The sequence below is a fragment of the Enterococcus avium ATCC 14025 genome (assembly GCF_000406965.1).
In the GTDB taxonomy this organism is placed as follows: domain Bacteria; phylum Bacillota; class Bacilli; order Lactobacillales; family Enterococcaceae; genus Enterococcus_A; species Enterococcus_A avium.
This window is the reverse complement of sequence record NZ_KE136365.1, coordinates 156,459-175,686: the sequence shown is the minus strand read 5'-3', so window position 1 is coordinate 175,686 and position 19,228 is coordinate 156,459. Positions and strand designations below refer to the sequence as shown.

The 19,228-nt window shown below is 39.1% G+C and carries 21 protein-coding genes; 19 read left to right on the top strand and 2 right to left on the bottom strand.

Translation table 11 applies throughout. From position 1 onward, the window contains the following. Positions 1 to 300 precede the first annotated feature (300 nt). Together OMU_RS16400 and OMU_RS16395 are read left to right on the top strand one after the other, a co-directional pair. Positions 301 to 1,479, top strand: a complete 1,179-nt coding sequence (locus OMU_RS16400) for a double-cubane-cluster-containing anaerobic reductase (RefSeq protein ID WP_016180983.1) — start codon at positions 301 to 303, stop codon at positions 1,477 to 1,479. Next, positions 1,467 to 2,231: an acyl-CoA dehydratase activase gene (locus tag OMU_RS16395; RefSeq protein ID WP_016180982.1), complete on the top strand. Its 765-nt coding sequence runs from the start codon at positions 1,467 to 1,469 to the stop codon at positions 2,229 to 2,231. Before OMU_RS16400 ends, OMU_RS16395 begins: the two co-directional genes overlap by 13 nt. Before the next feature lie 73 nt (positions 2,232 to 2,304). Here the strand turns inward: OMU_RS16395 and OMU_RS16390 are convergent, their stop codons facing one another. Next, complete coding sequence (locus tag OMU_RS16390; protein WP_016180981.1) at positions 2,305 to 2,943, bottom strand: DUF998 domain-containing protein; 639 nt, start codon at positions 2,941 to 2,943, stop codon at positions 2,305 to 2,307. A 266-nt stretch (positions 2,944 to 3,209) separates the two neighbouring features. Between OMU_RS16390 and OMU_RS16385 the strand changes: the two genes are divergently transcribed. The 3 genes from OMU_RS16385 to OMU_RS16375 are packed head-to-tail and all read left to right on the top strand — an operon-like array spanning position 3,210 to position 6,364. Beyond that, positions 3,210 to 4,124 (top strand): ABC transporter ATP-binding protein, encoded by a 915-nt coding sequence (locus tag OMU_RS16385; protein WP_016180980.1) that lies wholly within the window; start codon positions 3,210 to 3,212, stop codon positions 4,122 to 4,124. Then, positions 4,117 to 5,724 (top strand): ABC transporter permease, encoded by a 1,608-nt coding sequence (locus tag OMU_RS16380; RefSeq protein ID WP_016180979.1) that lies wholly within the window; start codon positions 4,117 to 4,119, stop codon positions 5,722 to 5,724. The genes OMU_RS16385 and OMU_RS16380 overlap by 8 nt, the downstream gene beginning before the upstream one ends. Before the next feature lie 4 nt (positions 5,725 to 5,728). Beyond that, positions 5,729 to 6,364: a TetR/AcrR family transcriptional regulator gene (locus OMU_RS16375; RefSeq protein WP_016180978.1), complete on the top strand. Its 636-nt coding sequence runs from the start codon at positions 5,729 to 5,731 to the stop codon at positions 6,362 to 6,364. A gap of 46 nt (positions 6,365 to 6,410) precedes the next feature. Here the strand turns inward: OMU_RS16375 and OMU_RS16370 are convergent, their stop codons facing one another. Next, complete coding sequence (locus OMU_RS16370; RefSeq protein WP_016180977.1) at positions 6,411 to 6,632, bottom strand: hypothetical protein; 222 nt, start codon at positions 6,630 to 6,632, stop codon at positions 6,411 to 6,413. 214 nt (positions 6,633 to 6,846) lie between these two features. Here OMU_RS16370 and OMU_RS16365 point away from each other — a divergent pair, with 214 nt between their 5' ends. The 14 genes from OMU_RS16365 (at position 6,847) to OMU_RS16300 (ending at position 19,191) form a co-directional block, all read left to right on the top strand. Beyond that, positions 6,847 to 7,584: a GntR family transcriptional regulator gene (locus OMU_RS16365; protein ID WP_016180976.1), complete on the top strand. Its 738-nt coding sequence runs from the start codon at positions 6,847 to 6,849 to the stop codon at positions 7,582 to 7,584. Positions 7,585 to 7,730: 146 nt separating this feature from the next. Beyond that, positions 7,731 to 8,219, top strand: a complete 489-nt coding sequence (locus tag OMU_RS16360; RefSeq protein ID WP_016180975.1) for a PTS sugar transporter subunit IIB — start codon at positions 7,731 to 7,733, stop codon at positions 8,217 to 8,219. An 18-nt stretch (positions 8,220 to 8,237) separates the two neighbouring features. Beyond that, a complete protein-coding gene (locus OMU_RS16355) occupies positions 8,238 to 9,050 on the top strand; it encodes a PTS mannose/fructose/sorbose/N-acetylgalactosamine transporter subunit IIC (protein ID WP_016180974.1) in 813 nt (270 codons plus the stop codon). After that, positions 9,050 to 9,892 (top strand): PTS system mannose/fructose/sorbose family transporter subunit IID, encoded by an 843-nt coding sequence (locus tag OMU_RS16350; protein ID WP_016180973.1) that lies wholly within the window; start codon positions 9,050 to 9,052, stop codon positions 9,890 to 9,892. Before OMU_RS16355 ends, OMU_RS16350 begins: the two co-directional genes overlap by 1 nt. Before the next feature lie 28 nt (positions 9,893 to 9,920). Next, a complete protein-coding gene (locus OMU_RS16345; RefSeq protein WP_016180972.1) occupies positions 9,921 to 10,340 on the top strand; it encodes a PTS sugar transporter subunit IIA in 420 nt (139 codons plus the stop codon). 35 nt (positions 10,341 to 10,375) lie between these two features. Then, on the top strand, positions 10,376 to 12,109 hold the full coding sequence (locus OMU_RS16340; RefSeq protein ID WP_016180971.1) for a class I mannose-6-phosphate isomerase: 1,734 nt from the start codon (positions 10,376 to 10,378) through the stop codon (positions 12,107 to 12,109). Positions 12,110 to 12,125: 16 nt separating this feature from the next. Beyond that, on the top strand, positions 12,126 to 12,905 hold the full coding sequence (locus OMU_RS16335) for a glucose-6-phosphate isomerase family protein (RefSeq protein ID WP_016180970.1): 780 nt from the start codon (positions 12,126 to 12,128) through the stop codon (positions 12,903 to 12,905). Between the two features lie 23 nt (positions 12,906 to 12,928). Continuing rightward, positions 12,929 to 13,489 (top strand): glucose-6-phosphate isomerase family protein, encoded by a 561-nt coding sequence (locus OMU_RS16330; RefSeq protein WP_016180969.1) that lies wholly within the window; start codon positions 12,929 to 12,931, stop codon positions 13,487 to 13,489. Positions 13,490 to 13,634: 145 nt separating this feature from the next. Next, positions 13,635 to 14,279: a hypothetical protein gene (locus tag OMU_RS16325; protein ID WP_016180968.1), complete on the top strand. Its 645-nt coding sequence runs from the start codon at positions 13,635 to 13,637 to the stop codon at positions 14,277 to 14,279. Between the two features lie 134 nt (positions 14,280 to 14,413). Continuing rightward, positions 14,414 to 15,214: a 4-hydroxy-tetrahydrodipicolinate reductase gene (gene dapB / locus OMU_RS16320; protein WP_016180967.1), complete on the top strand. Its 801-nt coding sequence runs from the start codon at positions 14,414 to 14,416 to the stop codon at positions 15,212 to 15,214. A gap of 644 nt (positions 15,215 to 15,858) precedes the next feature. Then, on the top strand, positions 15,859 to 17,001 hold the full coding sequence (locus tag OMU_RS16315; protein WP_016180966.1) for a cystathionine gamma-synthase: 1,143 nt from the start codon (positions 15,859 to 15,861) through the stop codon (positions 16,999 to 17,001). A 1-nt stretch (position 17,002) separates the two neighbouring features. Further along, complete coding sequence (locus OMU_RS16310; RefSeq protein ID WP_016180965.1) at positions 17,003 to 17,776, top strand: amino acid ABC transporter substrate-binding protein; 774 nt, start codon at positions 17,003 to 17,005, stop codon at positions 17,774 to 17,776. An 18-nt stretch (positions 17,777 to 17,794) separates the two neighbouring features. Continuing rightward, positions 17,795 to 18,448 (top strand): amino acid ABC transporter permease, encoded by a 654-nt coding sequence (locus OMU_RS16305; protein WP_016180964.1) that lies wholly within the window; start codon positions 17,795 to 17,797, stop codon positions 18,446 to 18,448. An 11-nt stretch (positions 18,449 to 18,459) separates the two neighbouring features. Then, the gene (locus OMU_RS16300; protein ID WP_016180963.1) at positions 18,460 to 19,191 is read left to right on the top strand and encodes an amino acid ABC transporter ATP-binding protein; all 732 of its coding nucleotides are present in this window, start codon (positions 18,460 to 18,462) and stop codon (positions 19,189 to 19,191) included. Positions 19,192 to 19,228 lie beyond the last annotated feature (37 nt).

Genomic DNA, 19,228 nt, shown 5'->3' with positions numbered 1-19,228 from the left:
TGACTTTGAGTAACACAAAACTTAGAGGTTCTAAGCGCGTTAACTGAATATTTTTCCTCCTCGGATCAAGTGAAGTAAAAAACTATCCAGGAGCAGGCCTTTTTTTGGTGTGCTCTTTTCTTTCGGGGGAAAATGGCGAGTACAACTGCGTACTTTACTGTGTTTGTGATATCGAACATAGGCAAAAACTAAAAATGAGAAGGATGCCCATCCTACTTCGCGTGTTTAACGCGACTAGCGGAAGGGTGTACGTCTCGAGAATCAAAAGAATGACCTCCAAATAAGAAAGGAACGGATAAAATGGAATTAAAAACAAGTTTACCAGAGATTTTTGATGATTTTGGCGAAGCGAGAAGACAGGGCTTTTTAGCGGTTAAGGATATCAAAGAACAGGGAAAACCCGTTGTAGGTGTGTATTGTACCTTTATGCCAGAGGAATTAGTCTTAGCCGGTGGGGCGATTCAGATTAGTTTGTGTTCAACGTCAGATGAAACGATTCCCGATGCAGAAGAAGACTTGCCACGAAATCTTTGCCCGCTAATTAAATCGAGTTATGGCTTTGGTAAAACAGATAAATGTCCCTATTTCTATTTTTCTGATTTAGTGGTTGGCGAGACTACTTGTGATGGCAAGAAGAAAATGTATGAATATATGGAAGAATTCAAGGATACCTATTTGATGCAATTGCCGCATATGCGCGATACTGAAGAGAGCAAAAAATTATGGTACAGCGAACTCGTGCGTTTCAAAGAGAAGCTAGAGGATTTCTTAGGTGTTGAGATCACTGATGAAAAAATTCGTGAGGCGATTGTGCTGAAGAACCGCGAACGTCAGGTAAAACAAAACTTTTATCGGTTAGGCCAGCTGAATCCGCCAGCAATCACAGGTCAAGAGATTTTCCAAGTGATGTATGGTTCACAATACAAATTTGACAAAGAAGAAGTTATTCAAATGCTGGAGGAAACGACAGTAAAAGTCAAAGAAGAATACAAAGCGGGCAAACGTTTAGAAGAGAAGCCAAGAATCTTGGTAACAGGTTCTCCGATGGGCGGAGTGACGGAAAAGGTGATTCGTGCGATTGAAGAAAATGGCGGTTTGGTGGTTGCTTATGAAAACTGTACCGTGGCAAAAGCCGTAGAACGTTTAGTTGATGAGAATGAATCTGATGTGTACCAGGCTTTAACGGATAAATACATCAATATCGGCTGTGCCTGCATGTCTAATAACCAGCCGCGTAAAGAATTATTGAGCCAAATGATTGACGATTATCAAGTAGATGGCGTAATCGACATGGTATTGCAAAATTGTATTCCGTTTTCAGTGGAATCATTAAAAATCAAACGCTTCCTAAATGAAGAAAAGAATATTCCTTATATGTATTTAGAGACGGATTATTCGACTTCAGATATCGAACAGATCAACACTCGCGTCACCGCGTTTATCGAAATGTTAGAGGAAGAGGCTGTATGTACACAATAGGATTAGATTCAGGATCCACCACAACAAAAGGTGTGCTTTTTTCCAACGAGGAATTAATCGATAAGTATTTGATTCCCACCGCTGGAAATCCTAAAGGAGCGATGACGGATGTTGTTGATTACTTCAAACGTAGTTATGTTTTAAATGATCTAAAACTTGTGACAACCGGTTATGGTCGTAAGCTGCTGCCTGCGGATCTAGTAGTTACGGAAATTACTTGCCACGGAAAAGGAGCAGACTATTTGTCTCCAGGAGTTAAGCAAGTTATTGATATTGGCGGACAGGACTGCAAGACCATTCAGCTAAACGGTAAAGGCAATGTCGTCGAGTTCAGTATGAACGATCGTTGTGCTGCGGGAACAGGACGCTTTGTTGAAGTCATGATGCGAACCTTAGGTGAAGATATTTCTGATTTGGACCAGTTTGTTCAAGATGCAAAGCCAGTTACTATCAACAGTATGTGTACGGTTTTTGCAGAGTCAGAAGTTATTAGTCTGATTTCCAAAGGTGAGGCACGTGAAGATATTGCACTAGGTGTTTTGCATTCTATTGCTCAACGAATCAGCAGTCAATATTCAAAATTAAGACCTGTACGAGGCGAAGAGGTCCTTTTCACAGGCGGCTTATCCAAAAGCGTGATCTTTGGAAAAGTCTTGGAACAATACGTATCAGCGCCAGTCAAACGAGACAATCTGTCGCAATATGCTGGAGCTATTGGGGCAGCACAGATTGGACTAAAGAAATTAAGATAAGCAAACAAGCAAAAAGGATACGGCTGAGGTGGTATCCTTTTTGCTTGTTGTCTTATACGTCAACGAAACGTAGCTAGTTCTTTTTTGCAAGTTGTCTAAATGCAATACTGAGTGCTGGCAGATAGAGAAAGAACAGGGATAATCGTTGCCAAAATCCGCGAGTAGAAGAAAGCCATCGTCCAATCACTGGCAGATAATAAGCAGCGAACAATAGTAAGGCTAAGATCGAACCGATTAGACAAACAGAATAAAAAAGCGAAAGAACTTTTTGCTGTTTCAGAGCTGCCTGACAAGCTAATAATAGCGGAACAAACATCATCGCTACCATCGAGATCCCGGAAAATGCCGCATGCAGAAAATAAGCAGGACTAAAGAAACTTGCGGATTCGCTGATATGAACCAAACCAGTTAGTATACAATCGCCAAAGCCATAGAGAGCAATCGCTCCGGCTATAATTTGTGCGAACCGTTTTGATTCTGACTGAAAGAAATTATAAATACCGAAACTTGCTAAGACAAACAAGGTACCTGTAACAACTGAACCATTATTAAAATAATTTTGTACAGGACTAGTCGGTTCGCCTAGTTGACTAATGATCATCGTCATTTGATTAAAATCAGAATAAAAGCGTCCCAAGTAGTAAGGTAATGAAAAGTCACCAATAACTGCACAAATCAGAAATAGTGGTGAAAGTTTTTTCAAAATAGTCATCGGCTGCTCCTACGAAAAGTTTTCTATATAATACTGTACTTTTGTCAAAAGTTCGAGAAATAAGAAAAATACAGACTTTTTTCACTTTCTTTTCGTAACTAAAAAAATAATTTAGAATTGACTAGCCAGTCATTGACTCTATAGTCAAAAAGGAGTATTCTCTCGATATAGAGCTACAGTAAGAAGAAATCAATTTGAGTATAGGTAACGAGCCAGCAAATTTTTTTAAACTAAAAAATGAATAGATAAAAACAGGAGTGAGAACGATGGAAAACCAGATCGTGTCGTTGAATAAGGTAGAAAAAAGATTTGGAAAGTTTCAGGCATTAAAGGATGTCACCTTCGATGTGAACAAAGGGGAAGTATTAGGCTTTATCGGTCCTAACGGGTCAGGAAAATCTACTACGATCCGGATTTTGTTAGGTATGCTGAAAAAGTCTGGCGGAGAAGCAACGATTTTTGGTAAAGATGTGTGGAAAGAAGACACAGCAATTCATAAGAATATTTCCTATGTCCCTGGGGATGTCTTTCTTTGGCCTAATTTGACGGGCGGGGAAATCATTGACTTACTACTAAGATTAAATGACCAAAAACGTACGCAGAGAACAGAAGAACTGATAAAAAAATTTCAATTAGACCCTAAGAAAAAAGCGCGAACCTATTCAAAAGGCAATCGCCAAAAGATAGCATTAGTTGCAGCTTTATCTCAAGAAGCGGAGCTGTACATTTTTGATGAGCCGACTTCCGGACTGGACCCGCTGAATGAGAAATCCTTCCAAGAAGAAGTGTTGAAATTAAAAGAAGCAGGTAAGAGCATTTTGTTGTCTAGCCATATATTGTCAGAGGTTGAAAAGATGTGTGATCGGATTGCGATTATTCGTGAAGGAGAGATAATCGAGACGGGTGACTTGAATTCCATGCGGCATTTAACACGATTGGAGATTGCAGTAGAAACGAAAGAGCCTCTTGATGGTATTGAACAATTAGCTGGTGTGCATACGGCGCATTTTTCAGGCGATGCGCACAGGAAAGCTGTTCTTTCAGTCGATCGTGATCAAATGACACAAATTATGATTTTTTTAGCAGAAAAACAAATTATCAATTTAACATCTATGCCGCCAACTTTAGAAGATCTATTCATGCGTTATTATGAAAAACAAGGGGCTGATTCTCATGAATAGTGGAGCAAAAACAGGTTATTTGTTAAAGGCAAATTTGAAGCAAAACCGTATCAAACACCTTATCTGGATCGTGATTTTAGTTGGCCTATTTGCTTCAGCTTCAACGAAGTTCAATGTATTATTTGGGACGCAAACAGATATCAATGCAATTGTTGAAACGTTGAAGACCCCAGCTATGGTTTCGCTGTTTGGTGAATTTTCTGCTATTGAGCCGTATACGACAGCGAATGTTTTTGCTTCTGAAATGCTGGTTTTTATGGGAATGTTTATGGTCTTTATGAATATTTCGTTGGCAATCTCAAATACACGGGCGGAGGAAGATTCAGGACTGTTGGAAATGGTTCGCTCACGAACAGTCGGACGCTTGGCACCAACCTACGCAACAGCTGTTGAGATACTTTTGATCAATGGGTTGATGGGAATTTTATATGTCGCTAGTTTGATTGCTGCTGATCTTAATGGGGCAACGCTGCAAGGAGATCTATTGATGGGCGTTAGTATTGCCAGTATTGGAATCATGTTCGGTTTTATCAGTCTGCTGCTGGCTCAGCTAGCGAATAATTCTCGTAGCGCGAACTTTATGAGCTATGGGTTGTATGGATTCTTCTATATCATCCGAATGATGACCGATGTGACAAATCCTAATTGGACTTGGATATCTCCTGTTGGATGGATTCAAAAAACGGCAATCTACACTTATAATAATTGGCTTCCGGTCATAATGACTTTAGGGCTAGGTCTGATTTGTTTAGCGATTGCTGTAAAGATCACTAAGACAAGGGATATTGGCAGCGGTGTTCTAGCAACTCGTGATGGAAAAGGAAAAGCAGGTAGGTTGTTGTCTTCACCGTTAGGATTAGTTTTAACGATTGAACGAAATAGTATCATTGGGTGGATTTTTGGCGGTGTTATACTAGGAGCGGCTTATGGATCAATCTTCAGTACGATTGGCGATATTATCGGCAGTAATCCAACCTATCGTAAAATTCTCGGTGTAACGCAAATTCATGCGGCGAATCGAGAATTGATCTTGAATTTTTTGAACATGTTAAGCTTGTTTTTTGTAGCGATCGCTGCGATTAGCGGAATTCTGATTATTTTTCGATTGAAATCAGATGACAAAAAGGGCTATCTGGAAATCCTTCACTCAAAAAGTATTTCTAAGACACGCCTAGCCTTCAGCTATTTCAGTGTTGGGACAATCGTGAGTGTTGTGGTGTTTACAGCAACTTTAGCTGGCGCCTTTTTTACTGGCAACAGCACACTGGATGACCCGATTGCAATCAAATATTTCTGGGAGACGCTGCTGGGCTTCCTACCGGCAACTTTATTCTTTGTTGGTATCGGAACATTCTTATCTGGTGCGTTACCTAAATTAACGACTGTTCTGTGGATTTATTTAGCTGCCAGTGTATTAGTCAAAATGTTTGGTCCGTTGTTGAACTTATCGGATGATGTGGCAAATATTTCGCCTTTAGGCTGGGTGGGAAAAGTACCGACCGAGAATGTTCATACGACTGTGGCAATTGTCTTAGTTGCAGTTTTTCTTATTTTGACGATTGTTGGATTAATGGGCTACAATAAGCGGGACTTGGAGTGATTGAATGAAGGAAGTAGTGAAAGATCCGCAAAAGGAACAACGCATTTTAATAACGAGCGCCAGTTTATTTGGTCAGCATGGCTATCGTGAGACAAAGACTGATCAGATTGCGGAAGAAGCTGGGGTTTCAAAAGGCTTGCTATTTCATTATTATGGAAATAAGGGGGGGTTATATCAGGCAACGTATACTTATGCTTCAGATTTTTTCTATCAGCGAATCGATTATTCGGTTTGGACGAATGCCTCTGATCTGTTAGAGATGGTCGTTGAAGCTACGAAATATAAAATCGAGTTGCAGTTGAAATATCCGCGTGAGTTTGCATTTTTGATGAAATCTTATACTGAAATGCAGACGTTGCCAGAACCTCTACGAAAAGAAATGGTACAGCGCCTAAATCAGGATTTTAGCCGCAGTATGAATTTAACAGACGAAGTGATTGGCAAACTTCCCTTGCGAAAAGAGGTTCAAGAAAAGGACGTGATCGAGACGATCTATGCCATTTTAAATAGTGAGACGACCAAGATTCAGCAGGAATTGACACAACATCCGGAATGGAAAACAATCGAGGATCTGATGCCGGTGATTGATCGGTTGAAACGCAAGCTGAAAATACTCGAATACGGTTTTGTTGAACGCTAAAAAACTCTGTCGCCTTATTGAGGTGACAGAGTTTTAGTTTACAGAATCAAAAATCAGAAAGAATGATCATCACGAATAGGCCTTCTTCAGCTAGGGCGCCAAAGAAGAGAATCAGGCTATCGACAAATAGGACACTCATATTGGTTCCGAACATCACAGCCAACCGTTCCAGTTTATCATTAATTTTTTTCTCTTTGAAATAGACTAGGAAAAGATAGAAATTTGCTAGCACAAGTATGATCGTTGATAAGATGATGGCGATTTTCATTGGTGTGCCCCTCACTTGATTAAAAGTAATCGTTTTTCTCTTTCTCATTATACTACGCAATTTTTAGAAAAAAAGGGGTAAAGCCAAATCTGAAGAACCACTAAATCAAACTTAATTATTATGAATGACAGAAAGAAAACGGATACTAATAAGGTTGATATTTTTGGCTGAATATATTATTGTTATGACAATAGAACTTTTAAGGAGTGATATTTTGAATGAGAAGCTAGCTAAAGGAAAAGGCGCTAGTCCTTTATACAGTCAAATTGCAGATGATTTAAGATTCAAAATTATTTCAGGTGAATGGGGAGATGGAGAGAAAATACCGCCAGAGCTAGATTTATGTGATATTTATCATGTTAGTCGAATCACCATTAGAAAAGCAATTGACGAATTGGTTCGTGAAGGCCATTTATATCGCGAACGAGCAAAAGGAACCTTTGTTTTATCAATGGATCATTCTACGGAAAAGGAACATTATACAATGGTCCGTAGCTTTACTCGTGAAATGGAGGAGTTAGGAAAAAAAGTACGAACTTTATCTGCTCAGGTTCAACTTATTGATGCTTCAGAAAGAATTTCTCAACAGTTAGGAATTGAAAAGGGGTCAAAAGTGCTTCAGCTAAGAAGAACTCGAGGAGTTGATGATGGAAAAGCCTTTGCCTATTTCGTTACACATATTCCCTATACAGAAAAATTTTCGTTAGATAGCAAGGATTATTATGGTTCCTTATACGATTATTTGAAAACCTTTGATATTGTCATGAGTGAGAGCAAAGAATATGTCGAGGCATTAAGTGCAACACCAGAACTGCAAGCCGTCTTAGATGTACCAGAGAATACTCCAATTTTAAAAAGAGTCCGGATGGTTTCAAGAGCAGATGGACAATACAAAGAAATCAGCGACTGTTACTATATTGGCGATCAATACCGTTATTACATTGAAATTTAATGGACGAAAAGTGCAGAATACGATAAGTAATTTTGCACTTTTTTTAAAAAGTAGGAAGAAAGCGTTGTCTTTTTTTGAAAAATAGCATATACTTTGAATGTGCTATTGTTATAACAAAATGACATAAAAGAACAGGAGTGGAAAAAATGGCAATATCTTTTATTCGAATTGATGATCGGATTATCCATGGACAAGTGGTAACACGATGGATGAGTGAACGTGCTTGTGATGGCGTGATTGCAGTGGACGATCGTTCAGCCAACAATTCAACTTTATCGAAAGCTCTTAAAGGGGCTGTTCCTAAACCATTGAAAGGCTTCGTTATGACAGTTGATCGCACGGCTTTGAAGTGGGAAGAAATCGTCAACAGCAAAAAAAATTATTTTTTAATCGCAAAAACACCTGAAACACTTGTACGTTTGTATGATGCTGGAGCTGATTTCATTTCTTGTTATTCTATTTTAAATGTCGGGCCCATGAGCGCACGAGAAGGTGCCAAAAAAATTGGTCCGAATGTAGCAATTACTGAAGGTGAACGAGCTGCTTTCAAGCGTTTAGATGAATTAGGGATGGACATTCAATTCAAATTGGTACCGGATTCAAAAGGCTTTACTTGGAAAGATATCGAAAAATAAAGAACGGAGGAAATTATTATGCTCTTTTTCCAAGCTGTATTAATCTCACTACTATGTTACTTAGGTGCTCTCGGCACTCCTTGGTTGATGGGGTTAACCGGCGGCTGGTATACGATTAGCCGCCCTTTAGTATCAGGTTTTTTAATTGGACTTATTTTAGGAGATGTCACTCAGGGAATTATTATTGGAGTCGCTATTCAGGCAGTGTATATTGCAATGGTTACTCCTGGCGGTCAGATGCCGGCTGATTTAAATTTTGTGGCATATCCGGCAATTGCTTTAGCTATTTTATCTAACTCATCAACAGAAGTAGCTGTGACGTTAGCTACAACAATTGGCGTTATCGGTACGATCGTGTTTAATTTCTTTCAGGTTGCCAATTCTTTTTGGAATCATCGGGCACAAAAAGCGATTGAAGAAGGCAACGAAAAAGCCTTTCATTTTAATTCAATCATTGGACCACAACTACTGAGCTTTGCCTTACGTTTTATTCCGTCATTTTTAGTAATCTACTTTGGCTCAAGCTTTGCTAAGGAGTTATTAGCCAGTATGCCGCAATACCTAATTGATGTTATGGGCATCTTAGGTGGTGCACTCCCTGCAATCGGGATCGTCATGTTACTCACGGCGGTTGTCAAAGAAGACATTATGCTACTATTCTTCTTGTTTGGTTTTGTCTGCGTAATTTTCCTAAAATTAAATATGATCGCTTTGGCAATTGTAGCAGGAGTGATCGCGTATATCTATTTCCAGGCAAAATCTAAACCAACACTAAAAGCAGCTACAGATGAAGGTTCTTATGATGATTTCGATGACGAGGAGGAATTCTAATGGAACAAAAAAAATCTTACCAACTTCTAGATAAAAAAACGTTGAATAAATCGTATATTCGTTGGATGATGTACAACCTAGTAGCGACAAGTTTTGAATTCTTGGAAGCCTTTGGTTTTGCCTTATCAATGGAGCCAATCGCAAAAAAGATATATAAAGATAATCCTGAAGCACAAAAAGCGATGCTGAAAAGACACTCTGTTTTTTACAATACGGAACCACAAATCGGTTCATTGATTAATGGTGTTGTTGTTGGGTTAGAAGAACAACGAGCATTAGGTAAAGAAGAAATCGATGATGATTTTGTCAATGGTTTAAAAGTCGGTTTGATGGGGCCTTTAGCAGGGATTGGTGATTCAATGATTCCTGGGATGCTGATTCCGATCCTGCTTTCGATCGGGATGGGATTATCAGAAAAGGGTAGTATTCTAGGACCAATCTTTTATATCGTTGCTTACAATACAATCATAATGCTAGGTTCACGCTTCTTATTTTTTAAAGGCTATGAACTGGGAGCTGAGTCCGTTGATACTTTTGTCGGAGAAAAAGCGCAACAGATCACGCAAGCTTTTTCAGTTCTAGGAATGATCGTGATCGGCGGAGTCGCGGCAAGCTATGTTAATTTAAAACTGCCAATCGTCTTGAAATTCAGCAGTGCGAAGATTGATATTCAACAGATTTTAGATGGTATTTTCCCAAATCTATTGCCGTTAGTTTTGGTCTTAGTTTCATGGTACTTGATGGCAAAAAAAGGCGTTTCTGCCTTAAAACTAATCGGAATTTATTTTATTGCAGCCTTTGGCGGTGTAGGGATCGCTTATTTGATCCAAATGATGTTTTAAACATAATTTAGTAGAAGGAGCAATGACGATGATCGGAGTTTTATTAGTGAGTCATTCAGAACTAGCTCATGGTATGAAAACAGCAGTTGAATTTGTCGCCGGTGAGCAGAAAAATTTCTTTTCTCTTGGATTAGAAGAATCAGGAGTAGCGATGTATAGAGCGAAACTGGAAAAATTAGTTGCCGATTTGCCAAAAGAAATCAAACAGATGATTATTGTCTGTGATATTCCATCAGGTTCACCTGGAACAAACGCTTATGATATTCTGGTTCAAACTGGCATGGAGGTTGAGATGCTATCTGGCATGAATCTGGCGATGCTACTAGATATGATATTGATGCGTGAAGGAAAAGAACTCCAGCAATTGATCGCAGATGGAATCAAAGCTGGGAAAGAAAGTATTGATCGAATGGATTTTTCAGAAGAAGAGGATGACGAAGAATTCTAATGTCATATCATTATAATTATTAAAGAGGGGTAAAAATGACGTATAATTTGCGACCGGAAATCAAGATTAAACACGCTGCACAAACATGGAATAATTATGACGAGATTGCCGAAGAACTAAATAAACAATTTAATGATGGCAAGAAAACTATTACTTTAGAATGCTATCCGGGCGTTAATTTACTTGAACTGGAGAAACAGCTGCTGAGTAAATTGACAGATGCTCGACTAGTTAAAGCGGATGACTACGCCTATGACGCTGAAACGGTGACGAATAGAATTGCTGCGAACATGACCGAAGATCGTGTTTTTGGCATTATGTCTCATGCAACACTAAATGATTTTTATCCAGAATATGAAGTGAAACAAGTGCAAAAAGAACTAGCTGAAGAAAAGAAGAGGATCGTAGTTTATGGTACAGGGGCTGCGATTATACAGCCGCAGCCAGATATTTTATGTTATGCCGATTTAACGCGCTGGGAGATTCAAAAACGTCATCGCGCAGGTATGTCGAACTGGAAAGCCGCGAATGAAAAAGAAGATAATCTAAAAAAGGTGAAGCGCGGATACTTCTTCGAATGGCGCATCGCTGATAGATTAAAACAACAGCTAACTGAACAAATTGATTACCTGATTGATACAAATATCCCTGAACAGGCAAAAATGGTCGATGGAACGAGCTATCAGGTTGCTTTGGATCAAATCGTGGAACAGCCGTTCCGATTAGTTCCATATTTTGACGCCAGTGTTTGGGGTGGTCAATGGATGAAGAAAGAATTTAATTTGGATTCTGAAAAGGAGAACTACGGTTGGGCCTTTGATGGCGTACCGGAGGAAAACAGTCTATGTCTGAATTTTTCAGGAACTGAGATAGAAATTCCAGCAATCAACGTGGTACACCAACGTCCGATTGCTTTACTAGGAAAAAAAGTTCAGGCACGCTTTGGAAATGAATTCCCGATTCGTTTCGATTACCTGGACACTGTAGGTGGTGGCAATTTAAGCCTACAGGTCCATCCACGGGTGGATTATATTCAGGATAAATTTGGTATGCCCTATACGCAAAATGAAAGCTATTATATTTTGCAGGCTTCTGAAAAATCAACGATCTATCTCGGTGTAAAAGAAGGAACAGAGAAAGCCGAACTTTTTAATGAGCTGCGCAAAGCAGAAAAGGGCGACTATCGTTTCCCAGATGAAAAATACATCAATTGTTTCCCAGTGAAAAAACATGACCACTATTCGATCCCAGCTGGTACGATTCATTGTGGTGGACCAGATACAGTGGTGTTGGAAATCAGTCAAACACCGTACATTTTTACCTTTAAACTATGGGATTGGGAACGTTTAGGATTAGATGGTGTTCCAAGACCTGTCCATTTGGCACATGGAGAAGAAAATGTGAATACTGATTTTGACACGACTTGGGTCCAAGAAAATCTGATCAATCCGGTTGAAACACTTCATAAGGATAGTGAAAGACGAGTTGAAAAGACTGGATTGCATGAACTGGAGTTTATTGAGACTCATCGTCATTGGTTCAAAAAAGAAGTGATAGTGGATGTTCATCAAAGCGTCAACATGTTGAACTTAGTGGAAGGTGAGACAATCACGGTCGAAAGTTTGAATAACAGCTTTGAACCTTTTGAGATTCATTACGGAGAGACTTTCATCGTTCCAGAAACAATCAAAGAGTACAAATTAGTCAATCAAGGTGACCCAAATAAAGAGGTAGCAGTGATTCAAGCATTTGTCAGAAATTTATCGTAAATTAAGAGGTGAGAAAATGATTGATACAGGACTAGGTATAACCTTTGATGAATCCTCCCATGAATTTATCTATCCATCTTCTGTTTTTGGTCCGTCTCAAACTGAGCAACGCTATTTAAAAGATATTCTTCAAAGTCTGGCGGATCATAAGGCGACAGGGCCTGAGATCGTTTATTCGATCGCGATGGATGTAGGATTAGAAAGAGATCGAGCAGACTTGCTGAAACGCGAATTACTTTTTGGCGTCGTTGCTTACGCGAAGGGTACGATCGGTGAAGAACCAGTCAAGAGTCAAGGGCATATCCATTCAATTTCTAAGGCTTGTCAAATGTCGACACCGGAGGTTTATGAGATCTGGACAGGAGAAGCGATTATCTATATGCAGGAAAGAGCAACAGATGCCCCAGGTCGTTGCTATGCTGTTCAAGCAAAAGCTGGAGAAGTCGTGATTGTTCCGCCCGGCTGGGCACACTGCACAATCAACGCCTCAAGATCTGAGAAAATGATTTTTGGCGCATGGTGTGTACGAGATTTCGGTTTTGAATATGAAGACGTACGAGCGCATAACGGTTTAGCTTATTATCCTAAATTTGATGCTCAAGGTACAATCGTCTGGGATCAGAATCCTAGTTACCGCTCAGACAAGCTAGTTGAGAAATCACCACGTGAATACACAGAGTTTATGATCGAATCTGATTTACCAATTTATCAGCAGTATCAACAAGATAAGAATAAATTTGATTTTGTTGTCCGTCCAGATCTATGTAAAGAAAAATGGGAAAATTATCTCCCATGAAATGATACGAAAAGGAGTCTGTGATGATCAATAAAAGTAAAGTAATGTATAACGGAGAGACGTTCAAGCTAGAAGGTACGGGTATCAAAGAGAAAGAGACTCGGGCAAAAGACTTAGCGGGATATTTTTTAAATTCAGAAGCATATGAAAAATTAGATCCGGAAACGGTGATGTATCGTGTGGAATATCAAGACAATGATTTAGTCGAAGGAACTCCCGGAGGATTGTATTTTGGTATTACTCATTTATATCCAGGAGTTGTTGGAGCAGAATATTTTTTGACAAAAGGACACTTTCATGCGAAAAGAAACACTGGGGAGTACTATTTTGGGCTAGAAGGTCATGGTTTGTTAATGATGACAGAAAATAGCGAAACGATTTTAGAAGAAGTACGTCCTGGATCAGTTCACTATATACCAGGAAATAAGGCTCATCGTTTAATTAATACGGGATCAAAAGAGTTATCTGTTTCAGCCTGCTGGCAAACAGAGTCAGGGCATGATTATGCACTTCCAGAAGAAATGTTTCCTTTAAGAGTTTTTCGGGATATAGTGGGAAAGCCTGTTATTGAAACAAATAGCTAAAAAGCTGGCGTGATTTTATCGCGCCAGCTTTTTTAAGATAGTTTTAAACTATCTTTGCTTTTTTCGTGAATAAATAAAATGGACTGACACCAAGCAATTGCTCAGCTATACTTAAAACAAGAAAGTAATGAAGGGGATGAGAACGATGAATTTTGCAGCGTCAGATTTTGATTATTATGAACGCACAATCAAGGTCATGTATCAGAACTATTATTGGAAACGGCTTATGGTTAGTGGAATTGCATTAGTTATTATTATAGCTTACAGTAGTATTTTCCAAGATAACTTGTTTTTGAATATCTTATTGATGGGAATACTAGCTTGTGCAATGGTTTATTTATTTTTAGAAAAACAAAAATTTTCAGAAGTCTATCAAGCTTTTCTCGCAGAAAATCAACCAGAAGTGCAGATTCATAAAATTCAAGAAGAAGAATACAGCTACAATGTGATAGATGCTGAAAAAGTCCGGATCAATAAAAAAGGGGTGCGCAATCTGCCTTCTAATAACAAACAGTACACAATGATGGTTGGATTCTCAAAAGCCTTTTTTTCTCGGGAGCCGCTACAAATTGTCTATTATGACATGCTTGACCTTACATATGAAGAAAAATTCCGTTTAAAGCGTAACGGTTATAGCTCAGTACCACGCTTTTTAAGACGATTTACTTTGAGTAATTTAAAGGCGAGTGCTGGAAATGCGGTTAGCTTTATTTTAGGTAATATTTTCCTCTTATTTATTTTATTTCGATTATTACGTTATTTATGGTCGTTCCTACGAATGTTTTTTTAATTAAGTTCAAGGTTATCATCTGTAGAGATATCTACGGGTGATTTTTTATTTTTCTTTGATTTCGCATCAATGAAGTTCTTTCCATGGTAAACTATTTTTGAAATCGTTTTATAGTTAGTACAGGAGGGAAAAATGTGATCAAAACAATCGTTGTTGGACCACGGGGGAAGATGGGGCGCTTAATCACGCAAATAGCTGCTGATAGTAAAGAATTAGAGCTAATAGCTGGAGTCGGAGCAAAGGATCGTGACTATATAGGTCAGGATTTAGGACAGACGGCATTACTTGGACGTAATCTAGGAGTATTTGTTGTGGATAATTTGGAAGAAGTAATTGACGAGTGCGATGTTATTATTGATTTTTCAACAAGAGAGATGGGCTTGAAGGTATTACAATTAGCTAAGAAACATAGAAAAGCTTTGGTTTGTGGAACGACTGGATTTAGTTCAGAAGAAATGAAATTATTTCGTGAAGCTGGAGAGACAATTCCAATGCTCTATGCCGCCAATACTTCAAAACTGGTAAATGTCATGAATAAATTATTGCAGTTGGCCACCGCGGCTATTGGAGAAGAAACGGATATTGAAATTGTAGAAATGCATGATCGCTGGAAAAAGGACGCACCAAGCGGAACGTCAAAAGAAATAGGTGAGTTGATTGCACATGAGTTAGGAGCTGAGCTTTCGAATTTAGCGATCTATGGACGTGAAGGAACTGGCGAACGTGGAAAGGGAACGATCGGTTATCACTCTGTTCGTATGGGAGATACACCAAGTAGCCACACCGTTTTCTTTGGCGGATTCGGTGAACGGTTAGAGATTAGTCATCATTCGACCGATTGGCGAGGGTTCGCAAAAGGAGCTTGCGATTGCGCACTATTTTTGGCTAAACAGCCACCAGGTAATTACTCGGTTTCTGATGTATTAAAAATTTAAATACATCGTTTTTTATAACTCTGTTTTTATTGGATAAATGCCTGAAATTAATGTGCTATTTAGATTTATCTAATTATTTAATTAGTTATTTTACTTTTTTTCTGATAGTTTATTGATTGACTTCTCATTTTTTAAGTGCTAAGTTTAATCCAATCATTTAAGGAGGTCAGGACTCATGACAAACAACATTGCGAAATCTATGAATCTTCAGACAGTTGAATCAGCATGTTGTTGTATGGTGCATAAAAGCAGTATACCATTTTGTCATGCCTATTAACTGTTCTGAGTTCGTTTGAAAAGAAGGATACTTCTCATTTTAACGATTCCAAGAGGTGCAGCTTTAATAGCTGCACCTCTTTTTTGTCAGTCTCGCTTTTCTGAGTGTAAAAAGATCGAGGGATGTTCATTGGATCAGAAAATTTATGATCGTGCTGTTTAGCGGAATGATATGCGTACGAAAATAACTTCATTTTTCTGGTTTTTAGAAAAATGATTACATCAAAAATGAGCTAGATGCCGTTGTTATCACATTCTAACGTGATTAGAAAATAGTACCCATATAAAAAAAGACAGGAGGAACCACCATGTGTTGTTGCTTAACAGATGAACGCTGAAGAAATGACTAAATATTAGGAGGAAATCAAATGCATTTATCAACGAAATTAATTCACGGAGGAATCAGTGAAGACCCATTGACAGGATCGGTCAGTGTACCAATCTATCAAACCTCGACATACCGTCAAACAAAATTAGGAGAACCGGGAGATTTTGAATACTCACGTTCTGGTAATCCGACTCGTTTAGCCCTAGAAGAACTAATTGCCGAACTTGAAGGTGGAGTGAAGGGTTTTGCTTTTGGGTCTGGCTTAGCAGCTATTCATGCGACATTATCCTTATTCCAACCGGGAGATCATTTGATTCTAGGTGATGATGTGTATGGTGGAACGTTCCGTTTATTGGAAAAAGTCTTTAAGCCGCTGGGTTTAAGCTACACGATGGTAGACAGTCGGGAACTTTCACAATTAGAAGCGGCTTTTACCGAAAAAACAAAGGCACTCTATTTAGAAACACCAAGTAATCCGTTATTAAAAATTGTCGATATAAAAGAGAGTGCAGCGTGGGCAAAGAATCATGAGTTACTGACAATTGTTGATAATACATTTGCAACCCCTTATTTTCAGCAGCCGTTATTACTGGGCGCAGATATTGTTTTGCATAGTGGGACAAAATATTTAGGGGGACACAGTGATTTAGTGGCTGGTTTAGCAACAACGAATAGTCAGGAGTTAGCTGAAAAAATTGGTTTCTATCAGAATTCGATTGGCGGAGTTCTTGGACCACAAGACAGCTGGTTGCTTCAAAGAGGAATCAAAACCTTAGCTGTACGAATGGAAGCTCATCAAAAGAATGCGGCAACACTTGCAAACTATTTAGTTGCCCATCCTGCCGTGGAAAAAGTATACTATCCTGGACTATTTGGCCATACTGGACATGAAATCGCTGCGAAACAGATGCGCGGTTTTGGAGGAATGGTGGCTTTTGAGTTAGTGAATGAAAGTAAAGTTGCCGAATTTGTTGAAGCACTGGAAGTCGTTACTTTGGCCGAAAGCCTCGGTGGTGTTGAAAGTTTAATTGAGGTTCCAGCGGTGATGACTCATGCCTCGATACCAAAAGAAAAACGAGAAGCGTCTGGCATTAATGATGGCTTGATTCGATTATCGGTGGGAATTGAAGATATTGAAGATTTAAAGCAGGATTTAAACCAAGCGTTAGAAGGGAAAAAATAAAATGAAAAAATCAATTATTGTAGTTGCTAGTTTATTAGTCGTCGGTGCCTTGTTTTTGGCAGGCTGCCAGTCAAAAGGTGATGGTGAAGCAAACTCGGAAAAGGTTTTGCGTGTAGGAACAGAAGGAACGTATTCACCATTTTCTTTTCGGGATGATAATGATAAGTTGACTGGTTACGATGTGGATGTCGCAAAAGCAGTGGCGAAAAAAATCAACTACAAAGTTAAATTTGTGGAAGCACCTTGGGATTCGATGTTAGCAGCCTTTGATGCAAATAAATCCGATGTGATCTTCAACCAAGTGTCGATCACCCCTGAACGTAAAGAAAAATATTTGTTTAGTACACCGTATTCAGTTTCTCATCCAGCATTGATCGTAAATAAAGACAATAATGAGATTAAGGACTTCGCTGATTTGAAGGGCAAAACCTCCGCTCAGTCATTAACTAGTAACTACGCTCAAATGGCAGAAGATCTTGGTGCAGAGATCTCCAGTGTTGATGGTTTTAGTAAGGCAGTGGAACTGGTTGGCGACAATCGTGCAGATGCTACTTTAAACGATGATGTGACCTATTACGATTATTTGAATCAAAAGCCAAATGCGCCAATCAAAATCGTTAAAACTTCGGATGAAGCCACAGAAGTAGCCGCAATGTTCCATAAAGATGATAAAGAATTAGCTGAGAAAGTCGATAAGGCCATCAAAGAGTTAGAAGCAGATGGTACCTTGACGAAGCTATCAGAAAAATATTTCAAGAAGGACATTTCTAAATAGAGGGAAGGACTAAGTAAAATGGAACGAACAATTGATATTATTCAAAGCTCAGCGCTGCCGTTGTTTTGGGCACTCTTAAAAATGACGATTCCCTTAACTCTGATTTCTTTCGCTTTGGGAATGGTCTTGGCATTAATCACTGCCTTAGCACGGATTTCAAAAAATCGCATTTTAAATGGAATCTTTTTCCTATATGTTTGGGTCTTCCGCGGAACGCCTTTATTAGTCCAATTATTTATCGTCTTTTTTGGACTCCCTTCTGTAGGAATCCAAATGGACGCATGGACTGCAGCGATTTTGACTTTTTCATTGAATACCGGCGCGTATGCTTCTGAAAACATTCGTTCCGCTTTACTAGCGATTCCTCAGGGTCAATATGAGTCCGCCGCTTCTTTAGGGATGAGCCGTTGGCAGATTTTGTATCGTATTATTGCGCCGCAAGCTTTTAAGATCGCTTTGCCGCCCTTGTCCAACAACTTTGTTAGTCTCGTCAAAGATACCTCGTTGGCAGCAAGTATCACGATTGTAGAAATTTTTATGACTGCTCAACGAATCGCTGCTCGCACTTACGAACCATTATTGCTTTACTGCATGGTGGCGGTCTATTATTTAGTGTTTTGTACCTTCTTGAATTATTTGCAGTCCGTACTTGAAAAACGGATGGTCTATTAGGGGGAAGCAACATGTTAACCATCGAGAAATTAAATAAAAGCTTTAATGATAATCAAGTGTTAAAGGAAATTGATTTAACCTTTCAACCCGGAGAGACAACTGTTATCTTAGGACCTTCGGGTTCAGGGAAAAGTACTTTGTTGCGTTCGATCGATTTATTGGAGACACCAGACAGCGGCAGAATCAAAATCGATCAGGACAATCTTTCTTTCCCACAAAATCTATCCTTTCGTCAATTGAAGGAATATCGTGGACATTTCAGTATCGTTTTCCAAGCCTATAACCTTTTTCCTCACTTGACGGTACTCCAAAACGTCATGGAGGGTCCTACACAGGTGAAGAAAATTTCGAAAGAGCAAGCAAAGACGCAGGCAGAGCAATTACTGACAAAGGTCGGATTATTAGACAAAGCAAACGAGCATCCAAAACAATTATCTGGTGGACAAATGCAACGGGTAGCGATTGCTCGTGCATTAGCAATGGAACCGGAGTTTATGCTTTATGATGAACCAACGAGTGCGCTAGACCCAGAGTTGGCACAAGAAGTGCTGCAAGTAATCAAGGATTTAGCAGAATCAGGAAACGGCCAAATTGTTGTAACTCACCATTTAGAGTTTGCTCGCAAGGTAGCAGATCGAATCGTTTTCCTTGAAGAAGGACAAGTTACTTTTAGCGGCAGCAGTCAGGCTTTCTTTGAAAGTGACAATCCGCGAATTCAACGTTATCTGCAACAATTATTATAAGCTAAAAACCGACATCAGAATTTTGATGTCGGTTTTT

What these genes read in the sequence shown, in the direction of transcription:
- OMU_RS16400 (WP_016180983.1), top strand. Translation starts at nt 301, where the DNA reads ATGGAATTAAAAACAAGTTTACCAGAGATTTTTGATGATTTTGGCGAA.
- OMU_RS16395 (WP_016180982.1), top strand. Translation starts at nt 1,467, where the DNA reads ATGTACACAATAGGATTAGATTCAGGATCCACCACAACAAAAGGTGTG.
- OMU_RS16390 (WP_016180981.1), bottom strand. Translation starts at nt 2,943, where the DNA reads ATGACTATTTTGAAAAAACTTTCACCACTATTTCTGATTTGTGCAGTT.
- OMU_RS16385 (WP_016180980.1), top strand. Translation starts at nt 3,210, where the DNA reads ATGGAAAACCAGATCGTGTCGTTGAATAAGGTAGAAAAAAGATTTGGA.
- OMU_RS16380 (WP_016180979.1), top strand. Translation starts at nt 4,117, where the DNA reads ATGAATAGTGGAGCAAAAACAGGTTATTTGTTAAAGGCAAATTTGAAG.
- OMU_RS16375 (WP_016180978.1), top strand. Translation starts at nt 5,729, where the DNA reads ATGAAGGAAGTAGTGAAAGATCCGCAAAAGGAACAACGCATTTTAATA.
- OMU_RS16370 (WP_016180977.1), bottom strand. Translation starts at nt 6,632, where the DNA reads ATGAAAATCGCCATCATCTTATCAACGATCATACTTGTGCTAGCAAAT.
- OMU_RS16360 (WP_016180975.1), top strand. Translation starts at nt 7,731, where the DNA reads ATGGCAATATCTTTTATTCGAATTGATGATCGGATTATCCATGGACAA.
- OMU_RS16355 (WP_016180974.1), top strand. Translation starts at nt 8,238, where the DNA reads ATGCTCTTTTTCCAAGCTGTATTAATCTCACTACTATGTTACTTAGGT.
- OMU_RS16350 (WP_016180973.1), top strand. Translation starts at nt 9,050, where the DNA reads ATGGAACAAAAAAAATCTTACCAACTTCTAGATAAAAAAACGTTGAAT.
- OMU_RS16345 (WP_016180972.1), top strand. Translation starts at nt 9,921, where the DNA reads ATGATCGGAGTTTTATTAGTGAGTCATTCAGAACTAGCTCATGGTATG.
- OMU_RS16340 (WP_016180971.1), top strand. Translation starts at nt 10,376, where the DNA reads ATGACGTATAATTTGCGACCGGAAATCAAGATTAAACACGCTGCACAA.
- OMU_RS16335 (WP_016180970.1), top strand. Translation starts at nt 12,126, where the DNA reads ATGATTGATACAGGACTAGGTATAACCTTTGATGAATCCTCCCATGAA.
- OMU_RS16330 (WP_016180969.1), top strand. Translation starts at nt 12,929, where the DNA reads ATGATCAATAAAAGTAAAGTAATGTATAACGGAGAGACGTTCAAGCTA.
- OMU_RS16325 (WP_016180968.1), top strand. Translation starts at nt 13,635, where the DNA reads ATGAATTTTGCAGCGTCAGATTTTGATTATTATGAACGCACAATCAAG.
- OMU_RS16315 (WP_016180966.1), top strand. Translation starts at nt 15,859, where the DNA reads ATGCATTTATCAACGAAATTAATTCACGGAGGAATCAGTGAAGACCCA.
- OMU_RS16310 (WP_016180965.1), top strand. Translation starts at nt 17,003, where the DNA reads ATGAAAAAATCAATTATTGTAGTTGCTAGTTTATTAGTCGTCGGTGCC.
- OMU_RS16305 (WP_016180964.1), top strand. Translation starts at nt 17,795, where the DNA reads ATGGAACGAACAATTGATATTATTCAAAGCTCAGCGCTGCCGTTGTTT.
- OMU_RS16300 (WP_016180963.1), top strand. Translation starts at nt 18,460, where the DNA reads ATGTTAACCATCGAGAAATTAAATAAAAGCTTTAATGATAATCAAGTG.